This window comes from Cupriavidus phytohabitans, from assembly GCF_000426345.1.
GTDB lineage: Bacteria > Pseudomonadota > Gammaproteobacteria > Burkholderiales > Burkholderiaceae > Cupriavidus.
In genome coordinates this window covers 167,426-188,666 of record NZ_AUFE01000007.1, presented here as the reverse complement: position 1 = coordinate 188,666, position 21,241 = coordinate 167,426, and the positions used below count along the sequence as shown (strand labels likewise).

The window sequence follows — 21,241 nt, the reverse complement described above, 5'->3', positions numbered from 1 at the left end:
TCCCTCGCCGCCTGCACTCAGCGGACGTGACGGCGCCAATGCCAGAGTGCCAGGCCGACCAGCCCCGCCGCCACCGCCGTGCCGGCAATCCGAACCAGGCGCATCCGTTCCGGTGAGCTCCAGTTGCCCTCGACATCCATATGCCCCAGCGAGGCATGGAAGAGGTTGCCGTCAGTGACCGGTATCTCGTGCGCGCCGCTGAAATGCCGATGCAGGATACGGCCGTACGCCTGCTGCAGCAGGCCCGGCGCCAGCAGGTTGGCAACGCGCGCCAGCCTTGCCACGACGCCTACCGTCACCGCCTGCGAGGTTGGCGCCGCCACCGCGCGCAGCACGGCACGAGCGACCGCGCCCGCCTCGACCAGCGGCCGCGGCGGACGCAGCGCCTTGCCGGTGTAGTTGGCACTGTGGCGCATGCCCGGCGTGTCGGCGGTAGCCGGGAAGATGTCGCAGATGCGGATCTGCGGATAGTCGACCAGCTCGGCGCGCAACGCCTCCGAGAAGCCGCGCAGGCCGAACTTGCTTGCCGTATACGACACGCCATATGGCGAAGGGGCCCATGCGCCCAGCGACACGATATTGACCAGCACGCCCTTGCGCGCCGCCTTGAAGAACGGCAGCACCGCATGCGCGCCGTGCAGGTAGCCCAGCAGGTTGATGCGGACCACTTGCTCATGCGCGGCCACCGGCGTTTCGTCAAACAGGCCCACCGCGCCGACACCGGCGTTGTTGACCCAGACATCGATGCCGCCATCGCCGAACTCCGCCGCACGCTCGGCCAGCCGGTGCATGGCCGCCGGCTGCGTGACGTCGCCGGGCACGGCCAGCGCCCGCGCGCCCAGTTCGCGGCAGGCCGCGGCGGCGCGCGCCAGCGGCGCCTCGCCGCGCGCGCACAGCACCACGCGTGCCTGGGCGCGTGCGAAGGCCAGCGCGGTGGCCAGCCCGATGCCGCTCGAGGCACCGGTGATGACAACGGTCAGCGGTCGGGTCGGGGGCATGGTGGACCTCTTGCGCGTTAACGGCGTATTCCCGGGCGTATTCCCGGCAGAGCAGCAGGTTCCGTTCCAGCGCGCGTCGCTGGAATGCAACTTGCCTGTTTCCATCCAGACGGACCGCGCCTCCGGTATGCCGCGCCGGCCCGCCTGGAACCTCACAGGAGCCCTGCCATGACCTCGACCGAACAGGAAATCCTGGTGTGCGGCCCGGAAAACGGCCGCTGGCACCTCGAAATGCGCACCGGCAACGGCGCACCGGAGCGGCTCGCCGGCGAGTTTGATTCACCCGACATGGCCATCGCCGGCGCCCAGCAGGTCTATCCGTCGATTCCGCTACGCGTGACCGATATCTCAGGCGCGCCGGCACCCTCGGCCCCCGCGCATGAAGGATCGCTGACCGACTACCACTACGGCGGCCACGGCGTGACCCAGGACGAAAAGCTGACCGGCCGCGCGCATCCGTCGAGCGACACCTCGCAGCCTCCGTCCGGCCCGCACCCCTACCAGGCCACCGATCTCGGCAACCTGCCGGCCGGCACGCCGCGCCATGGCATGTACGGCGTCGCGTCCACCCCGGCAGAGGCCGAGGCGGCAGACCGCAAGGATGAGGCGGCGCGCCGCCACCCCGGATCGCGCGACGCCGAAGACTAGGCCCGGCGGCGCCATGGCGGGCGGCAGCACGTACAATCTCGGTTTTCCCTTCGCCCCGACGCCTTGCCGCCATGACCACCCTCGGAACGCCCCTTTCCCCCTCTGCCACCAAAGTGATGCTGCTCGGCTCCGGCGAGCTGGGCAAGGAAGTGCTGATCGCGCTCCAGCGCCTGGGCGTGGAGACCATCGCCGTCGACCGCTATGAGAATGCGCCGGGCCAGCAGGTGGCCCACCACGCGCGCACCATTGCCATGAGCGACCCGGACCAGCTCAAGGCGCTGATCGAGGCCGAGAAGCCCCACCTGGTGGTGCCCGAGATCGAAGCCATCGCCACCCCCATGCTGGAAACGCTGGAAGCCGCGGGCACCGTGCGCGTGATCCCCACCGCGCGCGCCGCGCGCCTGACCATGGATCGCGAAGGCATCCGCCGCCTCGCGGCCGAGTCGCTCGGCCTGCCCACCAGCCCGTACAAGTTCTGCGATTCGCTCGACGAACTGCAGGCCGCCATCGATGGCGGCATCGGCTATCCGTGCGTGGTCAAGCCGGTGATGAGCAGCTCGGGCAAGGGCCAGAGCAAGATCGACGGCCCCGAGGGCGTGCAGGCCGCCTGGGACTACGCCATGGCCGGCGGCCGCGTCAGCCACGGCCGCGTGATCGTGGAAGGCTTTATCGACTTCGACTACGAGATCACGCTGCTGACCGTGCGCGCCATCGGCGCCAGCGGCCAGGTCGAGACGCAGTTCTGCGCGCCGATCGGCCACGTGCAGGTCAGTGGCGACTACGTCGAGAGCTGGCAGCCGCAGCCGATGCACCCGGCCGCGCTGCAGCAGGCCCGGCAGATCGCGCAGGCCGTCACCGCCGACCTGGGCGGCACGGGCCTCTTCGGCGTGGAACTGTTCGTCAAGGGCGAGCAGGTCTGGTTCAGCGAAGTCAGCCCGCGCCCGCACGACACCGGCATGGTGACCATGGCCACGCAGCACCAGAACGAGTTCGAGCTGCATGCGCGCGCCATCCTGGGCCTGCCGGTCGATACCTCGCTGCGCAGCCCCGGCGCCAGCGCGGTGATCTACGGCGGCGTGGACGCGCAGGGCGTGGTGTTCGACGGCGTGGATCAGGCGCTGAGCGTGCCGCAGACCGAGGTGCGCCTGTTCGGCAAGCCCGAGAGTTTCGTCAAACGCCGCATGGGCGTGGCGCTGGCCTATGCGGATGACGTCGACACCGCCCGCATCCGCGCCAAGGAAGCCGCAAGCCGCGTGCGTCCGCGCGCGGTGGGCTGAAAGCGGAAGGCCTCAGAACACGTGGCTGCCCGCCGCGGCGTGGCCGGGCGGGTGCGATGCTGCCACCTGTGCGGCAGCGTGCGCCGCGGCCAGCACCGGCGCCATGCGCACGCCGCTCAGGTCGGCGCCGGACGGGGCCTGGTACAGCCGCAGGCCCAGTTCCGGCAGGATCGCCAGGAGGTGGTCGAACACATCGCCCTGGATGCGCTCGTAGTCCATCCACGCCGTCAGCGCGGTAAAGCAGTAGATCTCCACCGGGATGCCCTGCGAATCGGGCTCCATCATGCGCACGTTCAGCAGCAGGTCGTGGTGGATTTCCGGATGCGCCTTCAGGTAGGCAATGCCATACGCGCGGAAGGTGCCGACATTGGTCAGCCGCCGCCTGTTCACCGGGTCATTGCCGGCGGCGATCAGCAGCCGGTTGGCCTCGTCGACCTTGGCCTGCTTCTCCGCCAGGTAGTCGTGCAGCAGCTGGAAGCGCATCAGCGCATGCACTTCGTCGTCTTCGAGGAAGCGCACGCTGCTCGCATCGATGCGCAGCGTCCGCTTGATGCGGCGCGCGCCTGACTCGAACATCTGCCGGTAGTTGCGGTAGCTCTCCGAGAACAGCTTGTAGGTCGGCACCGTGGTCACGGTGTTGTCCCAGTTCTGCACCTTGACCGTATGCAGCGCAATATCCTTGACGTAGCCATCGGCATTGCATTGCGGCATCTCGATCCAGTCGCCGATGCGCAGCATGTCGTTCGAGGTCAGCTGGGTGCTGGCCACCAGCGACAGCAGCGTGTCCTTGAACACCAGCAGCAGTACCGCCGACAGCGCGCCCAGGCCGGACAGCATCCACAGCGGCGAGCGGTTGATCAGGATCGACAGCACCAGCACCGCGCACACCAGTCCCAGCCCGAGCCGCCCCACCTGGATGTAGCCCTTGATCGAGCGCGTCTGCGCGCGCCGGCTGCTGGCGTAAACGTCCTGCCATGCGCCCAGCACGCCGCCCAGCATCAGGAAGAAGCACACCCACAGGCTGGAATGGGCCAGGCGCTCCACCAGCAGCGCGTAGCGGCCCATGTGCGGCACCTCGCCGATACCGACGGTGATCACCGCGAAGCCCACCGCATAGCCGAAACGCCGGTATGCGCGATGGCGCGTGAGCGCCTTGCTCCACGGCGCCTTGCCCCAGACCGTCAGCACGCGATGGGCGATGCGCGACATCACATGGCCGCACAGCCATTGCGCGAGCACCGCGATCAGCACCAGCACCACCAGGTACAGCGTGATCTGCGCCCAGGGATGGGCCGGAATACGTTGCTGGAACAGCTCCAGCAGGGCATCGAAACTCATAAGGGAGCGACGTCAAGCCAGTGATTCGGCCAGATAGTGTACAAAACGTGCGCCGCTCTTTCATAAAACTGCGATCCTTGGCTCGCATAAGCTCGCCCTGCCCTCGCTCAGGCAGGCAGCAGCTTCAGCCCTCCGATCCCGACGAAAATCAACGCGATCAACGCCAGCCGCATCGGCGCCGCGCTCTCCCCAAGGAACAGGATCCCGATCACGGTGACCCCGATCGCCCCGATCCCGGTCCATACCGCGTACGCCGTCCCCACCGGCAGGTGCCGCAAGGCCGCGCTGAGCAGGAAGATGCTGGCCAGTGCGGCCCCGATACCCAGCACCGTCGGCCCCGGCCGCGTCCACCCATCCGTGTATTTGAGGGCGAGCGCCATCACGATCTCGATCAGCCCCGCCAGCACCAGCAGCATCCACGCCATTGCCTCTTCCTTTCCGGTCTTGCCGCCCGGCGACCATTGCCGCGCCTGCCAGGCCAATGTAGGCTGTGCGAATCAGCACGGGAATTGGCAATTTTCGCAAAGGGGATATGCAAACATGCAGGAAGCGGACTGGGATGACCTGAAGTACTTCCTTGCCGTCAGCCAATCCGGCTCGCTGGCCGGCGCCGCGCGGACGCTGCACGTCAACCACTCCACCGTGCTGCGCCGGCTCGCCCGGCTGGAACAGGTGCTGGGCACCTTGCTCTTCGAGCGGCATCCGACGGGCTACGCCCTCACGGCTGCGGGAGAAGCGCTGACCCAACGGCTTGCCGGCGTCGGCGAACAGATCGATGCCGCGCAACGCCAGTTGTCCGGCCTGGACAGCCAGCTGAGCGGGCCGCTGCGGGTCACCACCACGGACACGCTGCTGACCGGGCTGCTGATGCCGCTGTTCGCCGAATTCCGCGCGCTGAACCCGGGGATCCAGTTGCAGATCGTGGTCAACAACAGTTTCCTGAGCCTGAGCCGGCGTGAGGCGGATGTGGCGATACGGCCGGCCGGTGCGCCGCCGGAGAATCTGGTGGGGCGCCAGGTCGGCATGCTGGAAACGGCGCCGTACGCATCGCGCGACTACCTGGCGCGGACTGGCAAGACCCCGGCCCGGGAAGCCACCGCGCCGGCCTGGGCCGACCACGACTGGGTGGTTCCGGACGACGCGCTTGCGCATCTCGCGCAGGCGCGCTGGGTGGCCGAACACGTGCCGCCGGCGCGCCGGCTGGTGAGCGTCGACAGCCTCCTGGCCATGGTCGATGCCGTGACGCATGGCATGGGTGTCGGCATGCTGCTTTGCCTGCTGGCCGAGCGCGATGCAAGGCTGGTCCGGCTCGCCCGGCCCGACGCTGCGCTCGGCACGCCGTTATGGATCCTGACCCATCCCGACCTGCGCCACAGCGCGCGGGTCCGTGCGTTCAACGATTTTCTTTACGCGAAGCTCAGCGCATCGCCGTGGTTGAAGCCGGCACCAGCACCAGCACCAGCACCAGCACCGGCACCGGCACCGGCACCGGCACTATGAAGCGCTTGTATTCGTGTACATCGCCATCAATTGCTCGTCCGTATAGCCCCATTCGGCGGCATTCTCGAATGCCACCACCGTTTCCTCGCTATGCCGCAGGTCGACCAGTTCCGTCGGCACCGGGCGTGACTGCGACACCGAATAGAACACCATCACCAGCGGCCGCAACGGGTCGGTTTCGTTTTGCCCGCACACTACCGCCAGCCGGTTGGAGCGCAGCCGCAGCACGGTGCCCAGCGGGTAGATGCCGACAGTGCGCGTGAAGGCCTTGAACACGCGCCGGTCGAACAGCGTGTCGACACGAACGGCCATGTATTCCATGGCACGCGCCGGCGACCATTGCCGGTGGCCGGGACGATCCGAGGTCAACGAGTCGTAGGCATCGCAGATTGCCGCAATCCTGGCGTGGATGCTGAGCTCGCGGCCGACCAGGCCGAAAGGATAGCCGCGCCCGTCCACGCGCTCGTGGTGGTGAACGCAGACATCGAGGGGGATATTGGAAACCAGCCGCGCCTCGTTGAGGATGCGGTAGCCCGCCGAGGGATGGCGGCGGTAGCTTTCCTCTTCTTCAGGCGTGCGCGCGGTGGCCTTGTGCTGCACGGACTCGGGCAGCGTCAGCTTGCCGATGTCGTGCACCAGGCCGGCGAGGCCGAGTTCGCGCACCTCGTCGTCCGGCAGGCCCAGCGTTCGCCCGACCGCGATCATCAGCGCGCAGACGGCGAAGGCATGCAGGTAGCTGTAGTCGTCGCGCGCCTTGAGCCGCGCCAGCGCCAGCAGCGCGTGCCCGTGGCGGGACAGGGAGCGCGAGGCTGCGTCGACCAGCGGCAGCGCGCGCCCGACTTCCAGCGCGCGGCCCATGCGGATGTCGGCGAACATGGACCCAATCACGGTCTTGCCGGACTGGAGCAACTCGCGCGCGCGGCCTAGCTCGGCTTCGAGCGACGCGACTGGCTGCGAGCCCGCGGACTCCCGCAGCTGTGGCGCCGGCTCCGCAACGGGCGCGGGCGGCGCCTCGGGCACGCCTGCTGCCGGCAAATTGCGGCCCTTGAGGATATCGATCCAGACTTCGCGGACGCCCGCGGACTGGATCTGCCGGATCTGCTCTTCGTGGCTGACCAGAAACCTTGCCCGCCAGAACGGGTGGCTGATCCACGGCCCGCCCAGCCTGGCGACAAACATCCCGACCTGCAATTGTTCCGACCCGATCCGTCTCAGCATGAGATGTCCCCCCGGACGTTGGTTTTCTTCTTGCCGGGATGACTATCGGCAAGCCGGCGCCAGACTTGAGGGCTGATTTTGCCTGCCGGAACCGGGCCGGTGGCCCTTGTCAAGGGGCGGCCAAATGCCCGGACGGCGCCGTCAGGCATTCCGGGCGGACCCGGAGCCGGCGCTACAATGGCGCGCCCAGTGCTCACCAGACGCCAGCCAGTCGCCCCCGTTCAACCATGTCCGGAACGTACACGCTAGTCGGCATCGCCCGTGCCAAGTCCCATCGCCGCGAGGCGCTGGTGTCCCAGCTCACCACCCTGCAGACGCGCGGGCTGAAGGAGCCGGGCTGCCTGGACTACCACGTCGGCCAGGATGCCGAGGATGCGCGGGTCTTCGTGATCTATATGGTCTGGGACTCGAAAGGCGCGCTGGAATCCCACTTGAACCGGCCGTACATGCGCGATTTCCACGCGTCGCGGCAGGAATTCGTCGAGGGCGACTTCAGCTTCCGCTGGCTCAACGCCGCCTGACGCCGCCTCATACGCCCCCCCCCATGGCTCCTTGCGCGCCCAGGGCGCCAGGCGTCAGGCGCGCCACTTCCACGCGGCCCGTCCGGCCACCTCCCCCGCTTGTCATTCCCGCCGCCCCGGTCTATCAATCAGATTGACCCTCATCTACGGCCGCCGCGGCCCGGCAGGAGTGCATCATGGAAGTCAGGGACGGATTTGCCGGCACCATCGGCCACACCCCGCTGATCCGGCTGGCGGGGCTGAGCGCCGAGACCGGCTGCGATATCTACGGCAAGGCCGAATTCCTGAACCCGGGCGGCTCGGTCAAGGACCGCGCCGCGCTCTACATCATCCGCGACGCCGAGCGCCGCGGCCTGCTGAAGCCCGGCGGCACCGTGATCGAAGGCACCGCAGGCAATACCGGCATCGGCCTGGCCCACCTGTGCGCGGCGCGCGGCTACCGCTGCATCGTGGTGATCCCGGACACGCAGTCGCCGGAGAAGATGGAGCGACTGCGCATGCTGGGCGCGGAGGTTCGCCCCGTTCCCGCCAAGCCCTATGCCGATCCCGGCAACTACCAGAAGATCGCCGGCCGGCTGGCCGAGGAAACCGACAACGCGATCTGGGCCAACCAGTTCGACAACCTCGCCAACCGGCAGGCCCACTACGAAACCACCGGCCCCGAGATCTGGCACGCCACGGCTGGCCGCATCGATGCCTTCACCTGCTCCACCGGCACCGGCGGGTCGCTGGCGGGCATCGCCCGCTGCCTTAAGGAACACAAGCTGGCCGTGCGCATCGTGCTGGCCGATCCGCACGGCAGCGGGCTGTACCACTATGTGAAGCACCGCGAGGTGAAGGCCGAGGGCAGCTCGATCACCGAGGGCATCGGCTCGAGCCGCGTCACCGCCAACCTGCAGGACACGCCGATCGACGATGCCGTGCGGATCGACGACCAAACCTGCGTCGACATGGTCTACCGGATGCTGCGCGAGGAAGGGCTGTTCCTGGGTGGCTCGTCAGGAATCAATGTCGGCGCCGCCGTAGCGCTGGCCCGCGAGATGGGGCCGGGCCATACCATTGTGACGCTGCTGTGCGATCGCGGCGACCTGTACATGGGGCGGCTCTTCAACGAGGCATGGCTGGCCGGCAAGGGCCTGCAGCCGATTCCGTTCCGGCGCGTCGGGCCGGGGGTGTAGGCACGACCAGCGGCTACGCCGCCTTCAGCCGCCGCCACAGCGTGGTCGGGCTGATTCCCAGGACATGGCACGCGGCGGTCCGGTCGCCGCCGCATTCGGCCAGCACGCGGCGGATATGCTCGACTTCGCTCGATTGCTTGACGCGCGCCAGCGAATGGCCGGGCTTGCCGGCCTGCGCGTTGCGTGCGGCGGCCACGGCCGGCGCTTGCGCGATGGCCATGGCACCGTCGCCACCGAACAGCTCCGGCACGGCAGCCTGCAGCTCGCGCACCAGCGCATCGGCTTCCAGCTTGCGGCCGGCCACCAGCACCGCGATGCGCTCGGTGACATTTTCCAGCTCGCGGATATTGCCCGGCCACGCATAGCGCGCCAGCCGCGACCGCGCCGCTGCCGGCAGCCGTTGCGGGCGCTCGGTGCCCAGGCGTTCCTGTGCGCGCCGGTACAGCAGTTCGGCGAGCTCGGCCAGGTCTTCGGCGCGCTCGCGCAACGGCGGCATCTCGATGCGCAGGATATTGAGGCGGTAGTACAGGTCCTGGCGGAAGGAGCCATCGCGCACCATCGCGGGCAGGTCGCGGTGGGTGGCGGCGATCACGCGCACGTTGACGGGCACGGCGTCGAGGCCGCCGATCGGGAGCACCTGTTTTTCCTGCAGCACGCGCAGCAGCCGGGTCTGCAGCGTGGGCGGCATGTCGCCCACCTCGTCAAGGAACAGCGTGCCGTTATGCGCCGACTCGAACAGGCCGGCCTTGCCGCCACGGCGCGCGCCGGTGAAGGCGCCCTCTTCGTAGCCGAACAGCTCGCTCTCCAGCAACGCTTCCGGAAACGCGGCGCAATTGACCGCCACGAACGGGAACGCGCGGCGTGGGCTGGCGTCGTGCATGCCCTGCGCCAGCACTTCCTTGCCGGTGCCGCTCTCGCCGCCGATCAGCACGGTGGAATCGACCACGGCGTAGCGCCGCGCCAGCGTGCGCAGTTCGGTCATCACCGCGGAGGTGCCAGCCAGGTCGTCGAGGCTGTAGCGCACGCCCGCGGGCCGGGCGCGGCTGCGCGAGCGCAGGTTGCGGTCGACGCGCTGGATCGCGCTGGCATCCTGGATGGTCAGCACCGCGCCGGTGGTGCCCGCATCGCTGGAGATCGGGATGCGGTTGACCACCACCATCTTGTCGCCGAGCTTGTGGATCGCCTCCAGTTCCTTGTCGCCGCTCTGCATCACGCCTTCGAGCGACAGGTTGGGCGCCAGCGTCTGCAGCTTGCGGCCCACCGCGGCCGCGGCGGAGGTGCCGAGGAAACGCTCCATGGCAGGGTTGAACGACTGGATCCGCCCTTCCGCGTCGACGGCCGCCACGCCCTCGTTCAGGTGCGCCAGGATGGCATTGACATAGTCGCGCCGGGTGGATTCGATGCGGCGCAGCCGTGCGGCCTCGATGGCGTCTTCCAGTGCCATGCGCACCGAATTGCCGGAATACAGGAATACTCCGGTCAGGCCGTAGCGATCGGCCAGGTCCGTGACCAGCCCGGGGCCGACCACGACCTGGATGCCCTCCTGCTTGAGCGCCTTGACCCGCGCCACCGCATCGTCCTCGGTCAGGTAGGTATAGGCCGGGATCGCCAGCGAGAATGCGCGCACGAATTCATCCACCTCGGCATAAGTGGAGGCATGCGTGACCAGCGCCACCTTGGGCGAGATGCGGCGCGCGGTGGCGAGCGCGCTCATGACGTCGAAGCCCGTCACCTTGACCAGCACAACCGGCACGTCGACGTGCTGCCGCAGGTAGGCGCCATTCGAGCCGCCGGCCACCACCACGTCGAGGCGGCCCTCGCGCACTTCACGCGATACGGCGCTGGCGGCGGCTTCGAAGCCCTTGCCGACGATGCGGAATTCCGCGCGCGCGGCATAGGACGGAATCAGGTCGGCAAAGGCGCGCGCAAGGCGGCTGATACCGATGGCCCAGATGCGCGGGCGGGCGGGCTTGGAGACGGGAGGACTCATGGTGCGGCGCGGCGTGAGGAGCGGGTGAAACCCCGCCGGAACAGGCGTACAGTGCTGGCACATTGTCCGTCATGCCGGCCCCGATTTCAACTTTGAATTCTCGATTTGCGAATGTGAAATGCAAATGTGCTGAAATGATGACATCTGGCTTCCGCGAAAATTCTCCCTGCTGCCCGCCAGCCTAGTCCTGGCAAGGTTTTCCGGGGTTTCCCCGAGACCCGCCGCGAGGGCTGGCACGGCCCTTGCGCTTATGGCTCCGTCTTGTTCACCTCAACGCAAACGCCAAGCAAACGCCATGACCTACTCCGCTTCCGACCTCGCGCGCTCCGCTGGCGCCCGTTTCCGCCAGGCGCTTGCCGAAGAGCATCCGCTTCAGGTGGTCGGCGCCATCAACGCCAACCACGCCCTGCTGGCCAAGCGCGCCGGCTACCGTGCCATCTACCTGTCCGGCGGCGGTGTCGCGGCCGGCTCGCTGGGGCTGCCCGACCTGGGCATCTCCAACCTGGACGACGTGCTGACCGACGTCCGCCGCATCACCGACGTGTGCGACACGCCGCTGCTGGTCGACGTCGATACCGGCTTCGGCGCCTCGGCCTTCAACGTGGCCCGCACCACCAAGTCGCTGATCAAGTTCGGCGCCGCTGCCATGCACATCGAGGACCAGGTCGGCGCCAAGCGCTGCGGCCACCGTCCCAACAAGGAAATCGTCACCCAGGGTGAAATGGTCGATCGCATCAAGGCCGCCGTCGACGCCCGCACCGACGAGAACTTCGTCATCATGGCCCGCACCGACGCGCTGGCCGTGGAAGGCCTGGACAAGGCCATCGAGCGCGCCGTGGCGTGCGTGGAAGCCGGCGCCGACGCCATCTTCCCGGAAGCCATGACCGACCTGGCCATGTATCGCAAGTTCGTTGACGCGGTAAAGGTGCCGGTGCTGGCCAACATCACCGAGTTCGGCGCCACGCCGCTGTTCACCACGGAAGAACTGGGCAGCGCCGGCGTGTCGATGGTGCTGTACCCGCTGTCCGCCTTCCGCGCCATGAACAAGGCCGCGGAGAATGTCTACGCAGCCATCCGCCGCGACGGCACGCAGAAGAACGTGGTCGATACCATGCAGACCCGCTCGGAACTCTACGAGAGCATCGGCTACCATGACTTCGAGCAGAAGCTCGACGCCCTGTTCGCACAAGGCAAGGGCAAGTAAGACACCATAGAGGCAGGCGCGGCCGGGCCGGGTATATCCCCTCCCGGCCGTTCGGTCGCACAGATCCGGCCGATCACTAACAGGCAACACCAGGCATCACATCAAGGAGACCCAGATGTCCGAAGCGCAACCGCTCGTCACTCCCAAGCCCAAGAAATCCGTCGCGCTGTCCGGCGTCACCGCCGGCAATACCGCACTGTGCACGGTCGGCCGTACCGGCAACGACCTGCACTACCGCGGCTACGACATCCTCGACATCGCCGAGACCTGCGAATTCGAAGAAATCGCCCACCTGCTGGTGCACGGCAAGCTGCCAACCAAATCCGAGCTGACCGCCTACAAGGCCAAGCTGAAGTCGCTGCGCGGCCTGCCCGCCAACGTCAAGGCCGCGCTGGAATGGGTTCCGGCCAGCGCCCACCCGATGGACGTGATGCGCACCGGCGTGTCGGTGCTGGGCACCGTGCTGCCGGAGAAGGAGGACCACAACACCCCGGGCGCGCGCGATATTGCCGACCGCCTGATGGCCAGCCTGGGTTCGATGCTGCTGTACTGGTACCACTACAGCCACAACGGCAAGCGTATCGAGGTGGAAACCGACGATGACTCCATCGGCGGCCACTTCCTGCACCTGCTGCATGGCAAGAAACCGTCGGCGCTGTGGGAAAGCGCCATGAACACGTCGCTCAACCTGTACGCCGAGCACGAGTTCAACGCCTCGACCTTCACCGCCCGCGTGATCGCTGGCACGGGTTCGGACATGTATTCGTCGATCGCCGGCGCGATCGGTGCGCTGCGCGGCCCGAAGCACGGCGGCGCCAACGAAGTCGCTTTTGAGATCCAGAAGCGCTATGACAACGCGGACGAGGCCCAGGCCGACATCACCCGCCGCGTCGAGAACAAGGAAGTCGTGATCGGCTTTGGCCACCCGGTGTACACCATCAGCGACCCGCGCAACCAGGTGATCAAGGAAGTGGCGAAGAAGCTGTCGAAGGATGCCGGCTCGATGAAGATGTTCGATATCGCCGAGCGCCTGGAAACCGTGATGTGGGACATCAAGAAGATGTTCCCGAACCTGGACTGGTTCAGCGCGGTGAGCTACCACATGATGGGCGTGCCGACGGCGATGTTCACGCCGCTGTTCGTGATCGCGCGTACGTCCGGCTGGGCCGCGCACATCATCGAGCAACGCATCGACAACAAGATCATCCGCCCGAGCGCCAACTACACCGGTCCGGAGAACCTGAAGTTCGTGCCGATCAAGGATCGCAAGTAAGACCGGCTGCCGGATTGCCCTTTGTCGGGTTGCATTGATCCGCCTGAGGGCAAAGGGGTAGTTGGTCGCTGACACGGGACCACTACCCCTTTTTCATACTTATATAGATTTCCCTACACCATGAATTCTGCAAACCGCAAACCGCTACCGGGCACCAAGCTGGATTACTTCGACGCGCGCGCCGCCGTTGAGGCCATCCAGCCGGGTGCCTACGACAAGCTGCCGTACACGTCGCGCGTGCTGGCAGAAAACCTGGTGCGCCGCTGCGAGCCCGCCACGCTGACGGATTCGCTGAAGCAGCTGATCGAGCGCAAGCGCGACCTCGACTTCCCGTGGTTCCCCGCGCGCGTGGTGTGCCACGACATCCTGGGCCAGACCGCGCTGGTGGACCTGGCCGGCCTGCGCGACGCCATTGCCGACCAGGGCGGCGACCCCGCCAAGGTCAACCCGGTGGTGCCGGTGCAGCTGATCGTCGACCACTCGCTGGCGGTGGAATGCGGTGGCTTCGACCCGCAGGCGTTCGAGAAAAACCGCGCCATCGAAGACCGCCGCAACGAAGACCGTTTCCATTTCATCGACTGGACCAAGAAGGCGTTCAAGAACGTCGATGTGATCCCGCCGGGCAACGGCATCATGCACCAGATCAACCTGGAAAAGATGTCGCCCGTGATCCACGCTGACCATGGCGTGGCCTACCCCGATACCTGCGTCGGTACCGACAGCCACACCCCGCACGTCGATGCGCTGGGCGTGATCGCCATCGGCGTGGGCGGCCTGGAAGCCGAGAACGTGATGCTCGGCCGCGCCTCGTGGATGCGCCTGCCGGATATCGTCGGCGTCGAGCTGACCGGCAAGCGCCAGCCCGGCATCACCGCCACCGACATCGTGCTGGCCCTGACCGAATTCCTGCGCAAGGAAAAAGTGGTCGGCGCCTACCTGGAGTTCCGCGGCGAAGGCGCGTCGAGCCTGACGCTCGGCGACCGCGCCACCATCTCCAACATGGCCCCGGAATACGGCGCCACCGCGGCGATGTTCTTCATCGACGAGCAGACCATCGAATACCTGCGCCTGACCGGCCGCACCGACGAGCAGCTCAAGCTGGTCGAAACGTACGCCAAGACCGCGGGCCTGTGGGCGGATTCGCTGCAGAACGCCGAATACGAGCGCGTGCTGAAGTTCGACCTGTCGAGCGTGGTGCGCAACATGGCCGGCCCGTCGAACCCGCACAAGCGCCTGCCGACCTCGGCGCTGGCCGAGCGTGGCATCGCCGTGGACCTGGACAAGGCCCGCGCGCAGGAGGCCGAAGGCCTGATGCCCGATGGCGCCGTGATCATCGCCGCCATTACCAGCTGCACCAACACCAGCAACCCGCGCAACGTGATCGCCGCCGCGCTGCTGGCCCGCAACGCCAACGCGCGCGGCCTGACGCGCAAGCCGTGGGTCAAGTCGTCGCTGGCGCCCGGCTCCAAGGCGGTCGAGCTGTACCTGGAAGAAGCGAACCTGCTGCCTGACCTGGAAAAGCTCGGCTTCGGCATCGTCGCGTTCGCGTGCACTACCTGCAATGGCATGTCCGGCGCGCTCGATCCGAAGATCCAGCAGGAAATCATCGACCGCGACCTGTACGCCACCGCCGTGCTGTCCGGCAACCGCAACTTCGACGGCCGCATCCACCCGTACGCCAAGCAGGCTTTCCTGGCCTCGCCGCCGCTGGTTGTCGCCTACGCCATTGCCGGCACCATCCGCTTCGATATCGAAAAGGATGTGCTGGGCACGGACCAGGACGGCAAGCCGGTCTACCTGAAGGACATCTGGCCGACCGATGAAGAGATCGACGCCATCGTCAGGCAAAGCGTGAAGCCCGAGCAGTTCCGCAAGGTCTACGAGCCGATGTTCGCGCTGACCGCGGAGACCGGCGAGAGCGCCGCGCCGCTGTACGACTGGCGCCCGCAGAGCACCTATATCCGCCGTCCGCCGTACTGGGAAGGCGCGCTGGCCGGCGAGCGCACGCTCCAGGGCCTGCGTCCGCTGGCGGTGCTGGGCGACAACATCACCACCGACCACCTGTCGCCGTCCAACGCGATCCTGCTGAACAGCGCGGCCGGCGAGTACCTGGCCAAGATGGGCCTGCCGGAAGAGGACTTCAATTCGTACGCGACGCACCGGGGCGACCACCTGACGGCGCAGCGCGCCACCTTCGCCAACCCCACGCTCATCAATGAAATGGCCGTGGTCGACGGCCAGGTAAAGAAGGGTTCGCTGGCGCGCATCGAGCCGGAAGGCAAGGTCGTGCGCATGTGGGAAGCGATCGAGACCTACATGGACCGCAAGCAGCCGCTGATCATCATCGCCGGCGCGGACTATGGCCAGGGCTCGTCGCGCGACTGGGCCGCCAAGGGTGTGCGCCTGGCCGGCGTGGAAGTGATCGTTGCCGAAGGCTTCGAGCGCATCCACCGCACCAACCTGATCGGCATGGGCGTGCTGCCGCTGGAGTTCAAGCCGGGCGTGAACCGCCTGACGCTGGGGCTGGACGGCACCGAGACCTATGACGTGATCGGCGAACGCCAGCCGCGCGCCACGCTGACGCTGGTGGTGCATCGCAAGAATGGCGAGCGCGTGGAAGTGCCGGTGACTTGCCGCCTCGACAGCGATGAGGAAGTTTCGATCTATGAGGCTGGCGGGGTGCTGCAGCGGTTTGCGCAGGACTTCCTGGAGTCGAGCAAGGCGGCGGCATAACAAGTTGCCGGGTGTTTGCTCCCCTCTCCCGCGCGCGGGAGAGGGGCCGGGGGTGAGGGCCGGCGCGTGCAGCACCGAAGCGCTTCACTTCGTGGGTGCTCCCGCCCTCACCCCCACCCCTCTCCCACTTCGCGGGAGAGGGGAGCGTCCGCCAGGGGTGCCGGCTACGATCGGCTCCCTTCGCATACCTAACCACGACATTCATTCCCATGGCCCACGTACCCCAGATCAAGATCCCCGCCACCTACATCCGTGGCGGCACCAGCAAGGGCGTGTTCTTCCGCCTGCAAGACCTGCCCGAGACCGCGCAGGCCCCCGGCCCCGCCCGCGACGCACTGCTGATGCGCGTGATCGGCAGCCCCGACCCGTACGGCAAGCAGATCGACGGCATGGGCGGCGCCACCTCCAGCACCAGCAAGACCGTAATCGTGTCGAAGAGCACGCGTGCGGACCACGATGTCGACTACCTGTTCGGCCAGGTCTCGATCGACCAGTCGTTCGTGGACTGGAGCGGCAACTGCGGCAACCTGTCCGCAGCGGTCGGCCCGTTCGCCATCAGCGCCGGCCTGCTCGACCCGAGCCGTATCCCGCAGAACGGCGTTGCCACCGTGCGCATCTGGCAAGCCAATATCGGCAAGACCATCATCGGCCACGTGCCCATCACCAACGGTGAAGTGCAGGAAACCGGTGACTTCGAACTCGACGGCGTGACGTTCCCGGCCGCCGAAGTGCAGCTCGAGTTCATGGACCCGGCCGCCGAGGAAGAAGGCGCCGGCGGCGCGATGTTCCCGACCGGCAACGTGGTCGACGACCTGGAAGTGCCGGGCGTCGGCACGCTCAAGGCGACCATGATCAACGCCGGCATCCCGACCATCTTCGTCAATGCGGAGAGCATCGGCTATACGGGCACCGAACTGCAGGACGCCATCAACAGCGATACCAAGGCGCTGGCGATGTTCGAGACCATCCGCGCCTATGGCGCGCTGCGCATGGGCCTGATCAAGGACGTGGACGAGGCCGCCAAGCGCCAGCACACGCCCAAGGTCGCATTCGTGGCCAAGCCGGCCGACTACACCGCCTCCAGCGGCAAGAAGGTGGCTGCGGCCGACGTCGACCTGCTGGTGCGTGCGCTCTCGATGGGCAAGCTGCACCACGCGATGATGGGCACGGCGGCCGTTGCCATCGGCACCGCGGCGGCCATCCCCGGCACGCTGGTCAACCTGGCTGCCGGCGGCGGCGAACGCAATGCAGTGCGTTTCGGGCACCCCTCCGGCACGCTGCGCGTGGGCGCCGAGGCGCAGCAGGTCAATGGCGAATGGGCCGTCAAGAAGGCCATCATGAGCCGCAGCGCGCGCGTGCTGATGGAAGGCTGGGTGCGCGTGCCGGGCGACGCGTTCTGACCCTTGCCCTCCCGCGAGGCCGCTCATGTCCACCGGCACGCCGTCCACGCAACGCCCCGATCCGGACCAGGTGCTGGTCGACATCGTCGACTATGTCACCGGCTACGAGATCAGGAGCGGCCTCGCCTACGATACCGCCCGCAACTGCCTGATCGACACACTCGGCTGCGGGCTCGAAGCCCTGTCCTACCCGGCCTGCACCAAGCTGCTCGGCCCCGTCGTCCCGGGCACGATCGTGCCCAACGGCGCGCGCGTGCCGGGCACCCAGTTCCAGCTCGACCCGGTCCAGGCCGCGTTCAACATCGGCGCGATGATCCGCTGGCTGGATTTCAACGACACCTGGCTGGCCGCCGAATGGGGCCACCCGTCCGACAACCTCGGCGGCATCCTCGCCACCGCGGATTGGATCTCGCGCAACGACATTGCCGCCGGCCGCAAGCCACTGACGATGAGGGCCGTGCTCACGGCCATGATCAAGGCGCATGAGATCCAGGGCTGCATTGCGCTGGAAAACTCGTTCAACAAGGTGGGCCTGGACCACGTGGTGCTGGTCAAGGTGGCGTCCACCGCCGTGGTCGCGCAAATGCTGGGGCTGACGCGCGACGAGATCATCAACGCGGTGTCGCTGGCTTGGGTCGACGGCCAGAGCCTGCGCACCTATCGCCATGCGCCCAACACCGGCAGCCGCAAGAGCTGGGCCGCCGGCGATGCCACCAGCCGCGCGGTGCGGCTGGCTCTGATCGCGCGCACCGGTGAAATGGGCTACCCGTCGGTGCTGACAGCGAAGACGTGGGGCTTCTATGACGTGCTGTTCAAGGGACAGCCGTTCAAATTCCAGCGGCCGTACGGTACATACGTGATGGAGAACGTGCTGTTCAAGGTCGCGTTCCCGGCCGAGTTCCATGCGCAGACCGCGGTGGAAGCGGCCATGCAGCTGCATGGCGCGCTCGCGCTCGCCGGGCACGGGGCCGCGGATATTGCATCCATCACCATCCGCACCCATGAGGCGTGCCTGCGCATCATCGACAAGAAAGGCCCGCTCAGCAATCCCGCTGACCGCGACCATTGCATCCAGTACATGGTGGCGGTGCCATTGCTGTTCGGGCGCCTGACCGCCGCGGACTATGAGGATGATGTTGCGGCCGACCCGCGCATCGACGCGCTGCGCGCCAGGATCACCTGCGTGGAAGATCCGGCGCTGACGCGCGACTACCACGATCCCGACAAGCGCTCGATCGCCAATGCGCTGACCGTGACGCTGGATGACGGCACCGTGCTCGACGAAGTGCTGGTCGAGTATCCCCTCGGCCACATGCGCCGCCGCGCCGAGGGCATCCCGCTGCTGGTGGAGAAATTTCGCGCCAACCTGGCGCGGCGCTTCCCGCCGAAGCAGCAGCAGGCCATCCTGGCGGTATCGCTGGACCAGGCGCGCCTGGAGGCGATCGCGGTCAATGAATATCTCGATATGTATGCGATTTAGTTTATCGCCCGGCGGTGTTCATGCCGAATCGGCATAACCCCTCAAGATTCTCCTAACGTATAGTCTCTGCCGCTGCCCGCCACGCAGCCTGAACACAGGCCTGGTGGACAGCCGACGCCTGCATGTGGCCGGCACCATTCCACCCAAAAGGTATGTGCCGCCACGTCTATACGCGCCTACACGTTCGTATATATACCGAGGAGAATCATGAACCGTTTTGCCCGCGTCACCACGCTGGCTGCCGCCCTGCTGTCGGCCAGCCTCATCAGCGGCACCGCCAGTGCGCAACTGGCAACGGCCGCCCAGCCGTCCGCCGCGCCCGCCACGGCTCCCGCTCAAGCCCGCAAGGCCAATATCGTCATCATCGGTACCGGCGGCACGATTGCCGGCGCCGGCGCATCGGCCATCAATACCGCGGCCTACCAGTCCGCCGTGGTGCCGGTCGACAAGATCATCGCGTCGGTCCCGGAAGTCTCCAAGGTTGCCAACGTCAAGGGCGAGCAGATCTTCCAGATCGGCTCGGAAAGCTTCAACAACGAACGCCTGCTGAAACTGGGCAAGCGCGTGTCGGAACTGCTCAAGCAGCCCGATGTCGACGGCATCGTCATCACGCACGGCACCGACACCATTGAGGAAACCGCGTACTTCCTCAACCTGACGCTGAAGAGCGACAAGCCGGTGGTGGTGGTCGGCTCGATGCGCCCGGGCACGGCGCTGGGCGCGGACGGCGCACTGAACCTGTATGACGCGGTGCTGGTAGCCTCCAATCCCGCTTCGAAAGGCAAGGGCACGCTGGTGGTGCTGAACGACGAGATCCACACCGGCCGCGACGTCACCAAGAGCAATACCTTCAAGGCGGAGACTTTCCGCTCGCAGTTCGGCCCGCTGGGCTACGTGGTGGAAGGCCGCTCGCTGTTCTACCGCCTGCCGGCGCGCCCGCACACGCTGCAGACCGAGTGGGATATCGACAAGATCGACAAGCTGCCTGAAGTGGCCGTGGTCTACGCCTATGGCAACGTCAATCCGGCCAGCATCGACGCCGCGGTGAAGAACGGCGCCAAGGCCATCATCTACGCCGCCACCGGCAACGGCAGCGTCGGCGACTACATGGTCGAGCCGCTCAAGGCAGCGCGCGCCAAGGGCGTGCAGATCGTGCGTGCCTCGCGCACTGGCAGCGGCGTGGTGGTCCGCAATGCGGAGCAGCCGGACGACAAGTACGACTGGATCGTCACCGATGACCAGCTGCCGCAGAAGGCGCGCATCCTGATGGCGCTGGCACTGACCCAGACCAGCGACCCGAAGGCGCTGCAGCAGGTTTTCTGGAAGTACTGATGCCGTACTGATGGCGGCGCGGGCGTGTCGGCGCCGATGCCAGACGCGCCCGCCTTCTCTTCTGGGCCCCTCCCAATTGTGGGAGAGGGAAAAAGCCCGCTTCACCCGGAAACCGGCTGACCACCTTATTGGAAGCGCATTCGCGCCAGTTTACTGGCGCGCAACGGTGTGGAGCGCAAGTTTCTGGCGGTTAATTGCATTTTAAAACGGAAGCCAGCGCGCATGCGCTGGCCCTCCAGCGACTCAGAACATGGCGCTGCTCATCAACGCCTTTGCCACCAGCACGCCTTCGTCGGCGGCCTCGGCGTAGACCGACACCTCGGTCGCCACCTGCCGCCGGCCACGCCGCACCACTGTCGCCACGGCGCGCAACGCCGCCCCTTGCGCCGGCGCAAGGTACTGGACGGACAGCGAACTGGTCGCCCCTCCCTTCACTTCGTCGGCGCTGGCTCCGGACGCTGCGGCCGCGGCGCCGGCAATATCGATCAGGGTGGCGATCACCCCACCGTGCACGGTGCTGCCATGGGTCACATTGGTCGGCAGGAACGGCATTTCGAGTTCGACATGCTCGGGGGCGAGGCTCGCCAGCCGCACGCCAAGCGCCCGCGCGACTGGCGAGCCCAGCAGGATGTTGTCGATCATCGCGTGCATGCGGGGGTCGACGGCGGCATCGCGGCGCGAGGGGGCGAGAGTGGCAATGGCTTGCAGCATGGGGCGGCTCCAGGGTGTGGTCCTTGCGGGTATGGCTGGAGGGTAGTGGCTGCGATGACCCGGCTCAATTACGTGCAACGTAGTTGGCTTGCGGCCCGCCCGCGCCCGGCGGGCCACCACCCGGACCCCGTATAATGTCCCCCCGTTTCACCCCAACCCCGCTCCCGACACCATGCCGCAGTCTTTCGAATCCGCCCCGCTCCGCCCCGAAACGGACACCGGCAATACGGATTCCACGCTGTCCGACCGTCCGGACAGCCCCTGTGTCGGCATCTGCTCCACGCTGTTCGATGAAATCTGCCAGGGCTGCGGCCGCACCGCAGCCGAGGTCAGCAACTGGGTATTCTTCAGCGATGAGGAAAAGCAGGTGGTGTGGGAGCGCATCAGGCGCGAGGGCACGGCCCGACGCTTCCGGCAGGGCTGATATCCACCTTCGCCGA

Annotated in this window: 18 protein-coding genes; 12 read left to right on the top strand and 6 right to left on the bottom strand. The window is 67.2% G+C overall.

What is annotated here, in order from left to right; all coding sequences use genetic code 11:
• Positions 1 to 17 precede the first annotated feature (17 nt).
• Positions 18 to 998: an SDR family oxidoreductase gene (locus tag K309_RS0108015; RefSeq protein WP_029045939.1), complete on the bottom strand. Its 981-nt coding sequence runs from the start codon at positions 996 to 998 to the stop codon at positions 18 to 20.
• Positions 999 to 1,166: 168 nt separating this feature from the next.
• Between K309_RS0108015 and K309_RS0108005 the strand changes: the two genes are divergently transcribed.
• The gene (locus K309_RS0108005; RefSeq protein ID WP_029045937.1) at positions 1,167 to 1,646 is read left to right on the top strand and encodes a hypothetical protein; all 480 of its coding nucleotides are present in this window, start codon (positions 1,167 to 1,169) and stop codon (positions 1,644 to 1,646) included.
• A gap of 71 nt (positions 1,647 to 1,717) precedes the next feature.
• Positions 1,718 to 2,923 carry a formate-dependent phosphoribosylglycinamide formyltransferase gene (gene purT / locus K309_RS0108000; protein ID WP_029045936.1) on the top strand — a complete coding sequence of 402 codons (1,206 nt, stop codon included), beginning with the start codon at positions 1,718 to 1,720 and terminating at the stop codon, positions 2,921 to 2,923.
• A 12-nt stretch (positions 2,924 to 2,935) separates the two neighbouring features.
• Here purT and K309_RS0107995 read toward each other — a convergent pair whose 3' ends face one another.
• On the bottom strand, positions 2,936 to 4,261 hold the full coding sequence (locus K309_RS0107995) for a mechanosensitive ion channel family protein (protein WP_029045935.1): 1,326 nt from the start codon (positions 4,259 to 4,261) through the stop codon (positions 2,936 to 2,938).
• 107 nt (positions 4,262 to 4,368) lie between these two features.
• On the bottom strand, positions 4,369 to 4,686 hold the full coding sequence (locus K309_RS0107990) for a DMT family transporter (RefSeq protein ID WP_029045934.1): 318 nt from the start codon (positions 4,684 to 4,686) through the stop codon (positions 4,369 to 4,371).
• Positions 4,687 to 4,801: 115 nt separating this feature from the next.
• On the opposite strand from K309_RS0107990, the gene K309_RS36145 reads away from it, so the two are divergent.
• Entirely contained in the window at positions 4,802 to 5,761 is a 960-nt protein-coding gene (locus K309_RS36145; RefSeq protein ID WP_064737430.1) for a LysR family transcriptional regulator, read from the top strand.
• Here the strand turns inward: K309_RS36145 and K309_RS0107980 are convergent.
• Entirely contained in the window at positions 5,756 to 6,979 is a 1,224-nt protein-coding gene (locus tag K309_RS0107980) for an HD-GYP domain-containing protein (RefSeq protein ID WP_029045933.1), read from the bottom strand. The two genes, K309_RS36145 and K309_RS0107980, sit on opposite strands and share 6 nt — an antisense overlap.
• A gap of 227 nt (positions 6,980 to 7,206) precedes the next feature.
• Between K309_RS0107980 and K309_RS0107975 the strand changes: the two genes are divergently transcribed.
• Both K309_RS0107975 and K309_RS0107970 read left to right on the top strand, forming a co-directional pair.
• The gene (locus K309_RS0107975) at positions 7,207 to 7,500 is read left to right on the top strand and encodes a putative quinol monooxygenase (RefSeq protein WP_029045932.1); all 294 of its coding nucleotides are present in this window, start codon (positions 7,207 to 7,209) and stop codon (positions 7,498 to 7,500) included.
• Positions 7,501 to 7,676: 176 nt separating this feature from the next.
• Complete coding sequence (locus K309_RS0107970) at positions 7,677 to 8,678, top strand: cysteine synthase A (RefSeq protein ID WP_029045931.1); 1,002 nt, start codon at positions 7,677 to 7,679, stop codon at positions 8,676 to 8,678.
• Between the two features lie 13 nt (positions 8,679 to 8,691).
• Here K309_RS0107970 and prpR read toward each other — a convergent pair whose 3' ends face one another.
• A complete protein-coding gene (gene prpR, locus K309_RS0107965; protein ID WP_084402376.1) occupies positions 8,692 to 10,668 on the bottom strand; it encodes a propionate catabolism operon regulatory protein PrpR in 1,977 nt (658 codons plus the stop codon).
• Positions 10,669 to 10,963: 295 nt separating this feature from the next.
• Between prpR and prpB the strand changes: the two genes are divergently transcribed.
• The 6 genes from prpB to K309_RS0107935 all read left to right on the top strand — a co-directional run bounded on the left by prpB (position 10,964) and on the right by K309_RS0107935 (position 20,090).
• On the top strand, positions 10,964 to 11,872 hold the full coding sequence (gene prpB / locus K309_RS0107960; protein WP_029045929.1) for a methylisocitrate lyase: 909 nt from the start codon (positions 10,964 to 10,966) through the stop codon (positions 11,870 to 11,872).
• Positions 11,873 to 11,987: 115 nt separating this feature from the next.
• Positions 11,988 to 13,145, top strand: coding sequence for a bifunctional 2-methylcitrate synthase/citrate synthase (gene prpC / locus K309_RS0107955; RefSeq protein WP_029045928.1), 1,158 nt, complete (start codon positions 11,988 to 11,990; stop codon positions 13,143 to 13,145).
• Positions 13,146 to 13,265: 120 nt separating this feature from the next.
• Positions 13,266 to 15,878 carry a Fe/S-dependent 2-methylisocitrate dehydratase AcnD gene (acnD, locus tag K309_RS0107950; RefSeq protein WP_029045927.1) on the top strand — a complete coding sequence of 871 codons (2,613 nt, stop codon included), beginning with the start codon at positions 13,266 to 13,268 and terminating at the stop codon, positions 15,876 to 15,878.
• Between the two features lie 209 nt (positions 15,879 to 16,087).
• Positions 16,088 to 17,278, top strand: coding sequence for a 2-methylaconitate cis-trans isomerase PrpF (gene prpF / locus K309_RS0107945; RefSeq protein WP_029045926.1), 1,191 nt, complete (start codon positions 16,088 to 16,090; stop codon positions 17,276 to 17,278).
• Between the two features lie 25 nt (positions 17,279 to 17,303).
• Entirely contained in the window at positions 17,304 to 18,758 is a 1,455-nt protein-coding gene (locus K309_RS0107940) for a bifunctional 2-methylcitrate dehydratase/aconitate hydratase (RefSeq protein WP_029045925.1), read from the top strand.
• 207 nt (positions 18,759 to 18,965) lie between these two features.
• Positions 18,966 to 20,090 (top strand): asparaginase, encoded by a 1,125-nt coding sequence (locus K309_RS0107935; RefSeq protein WP_029045924.1) that lies wholly within the window; start codon positions 18,966 to 18,968, stop codon positions 20,088 to 20,090.
• Between the two features lie 243 nt (positions 20,091 to 20,333).
• Here the strand turns inward: K309_RS0107935 and K309_RS0107930 are convergent, their stop codons facing one another.
• A complete protein-coding gene (locus K309_RS0107930; RefSeq protein WP_051320381.1) occupies positions 20,334 to 20,801 on the bottom strand; it encodes a PaaI family thioesterase in 468 nt (155 codons plus the stop codon).
• A gap of 172 nt (positions 20,802 to 20,973) precedes the next feature.
• Between K309_RS0107930 and K309_RS0107925 the strand changes: the two genes are divergently transcribed.
• A complete protein-coding gene (locus tag K309_RS0107925) occupies positions 20,974 to 21,225 on the top strand; it encodes a DUF1289 domain-containing protein (protein ID WP_029045922.1) in 252 nt (83 codons plus the stop codon).
• Positions 21,226 to 21,241: the final 16 nt, after the last annotated feature.

Excerpts from the sequence above, each read along its gene's own strand:
- K309_RS0107980 (WP_029045933.1), bottom strand. The coding sequence starts at position 6,979 with ATGCTGAGACGGATCGGGTCGGAACAATTGCAGGTCGGGATGTTTGTC.
- K309_RS0107970 (WP_029045931.1), top strand. The coding sequence starts at position 7,677 with ATGGAAGTCAGGGACGGATTTGCCGGCACCATCGGCCACACCCCGCTG.
- K309_RS0107990 (WP_029045934.1), bottom strand. The coding sequence starts at position 4,686 with ATGGCGTGGATGCTGCTGGTGCTGGCGGGGCTGATCGAGATCGTGATG.
- acnD (WP_029045927.1), top strand. The coding sequence starts at position 13,266 with ATGAATTCTGCAAACCGCAAACCGCTACCGGGCACCAAGCTGGATTAC.
- K309_RS0107940 (WP_029045925.1), top strand. The coding sequence starts at position 17,304 with ATGTCCACCGGCACGCCGTCCACGCAACGCCCCGATCCGGACCAGGTG.
- K309_RS0107975 (WP_029045932.1), top strand. The coding sequence starts at position 7,207 with ATGTCCGGAACGTACACGCTAGTCGGCATCGCCCGTGCCAAGTCCCAT.
- prpR (WP_084402376.1), bottom strand. The coding sequence starts at position 10,668 with ATGAGTCCTCCCGTCTCCAAGCCCGCCCGCCCGCGCATCTGGGCCATC.
- K309_RS0107935 (WP_029045924.1), top strand. The coding sequence starts at position 18,966 with ATGAACCGTTTTGCCCGCGTCACCACGCTGGCTGCCGCCCTGCTGTCG.
- prpB (WP_029045929.1), top strand. The coding sequence starts at position 10,964 with ATGACCTACTCCGCTTCCGACCTCGCGCGCTCCGCTGGCGCCCGTTTC.
- K309_RS0108005 (WP_029045937.1), top strand. The coding sequence starts at position 1,167 with ATGACCTCGACCGAACAGGAAATCCTGGTGTGCGGCCCGGAAAACGGC.
- K309_RS0108015 (WP_029045939.1), bottom strand. The coding sequence starts at position 998 with ATGCCCCCGACCCGACCGCTGACCGTTGTCATCACCGGTGCCTCGAGC.
- K309_RS36145 (WP_064737430.1), top strand. The coding sequence starts at position 4,802 with ATGCAGGAAGCGGACTGGGATGACCTGAAGTACTTCCTTGCCGTCAGC.
- K309_RS0107930 (WP_051320381.1), bottom strand. The coding sequence starts at position 20,801 with ATGCTGCAAGCCATTGCCACTCTCGCCCCCTCGCGCCGCGATGCCGCC.
- purT (WP_029045936.1), top strand. The coding sequence starts at position 1,718 with ATGACCACCCTCGGAACGCCCCTTTCCCCCTCTGCCACCAAAGTGATG.
- K309_RS0107925 (WP_029045922.1), top strand. The coding sequence starts at position 20,974 with ATGCCGCAGTCTTTCGAATCCGCCCCGCTCCGCCCCGAAACGGACACC.
- K309_RS0107995 (WP_029045935.1), bottom strand. The coding sequence starts at position 4,261 with ATGAGTTTCGATGCCCTGCTGGAGCTGTTCCAGCAACGTATTCCGGCC.
- prpC (WP_029045928.1), top strand. The coding sequence starts at position 11,988 with ATGTCCGAAGCGCAACCGCTCGTCACTCCCAAGCCCAAGAAATCCGTC.
- prpF (WP_029045926.1), top strand. The coding sequence starts at position 16,088 with ATGGCCCACGTACCCCAGATCAAGATCCCCGCCACCTACATCCGTGGC.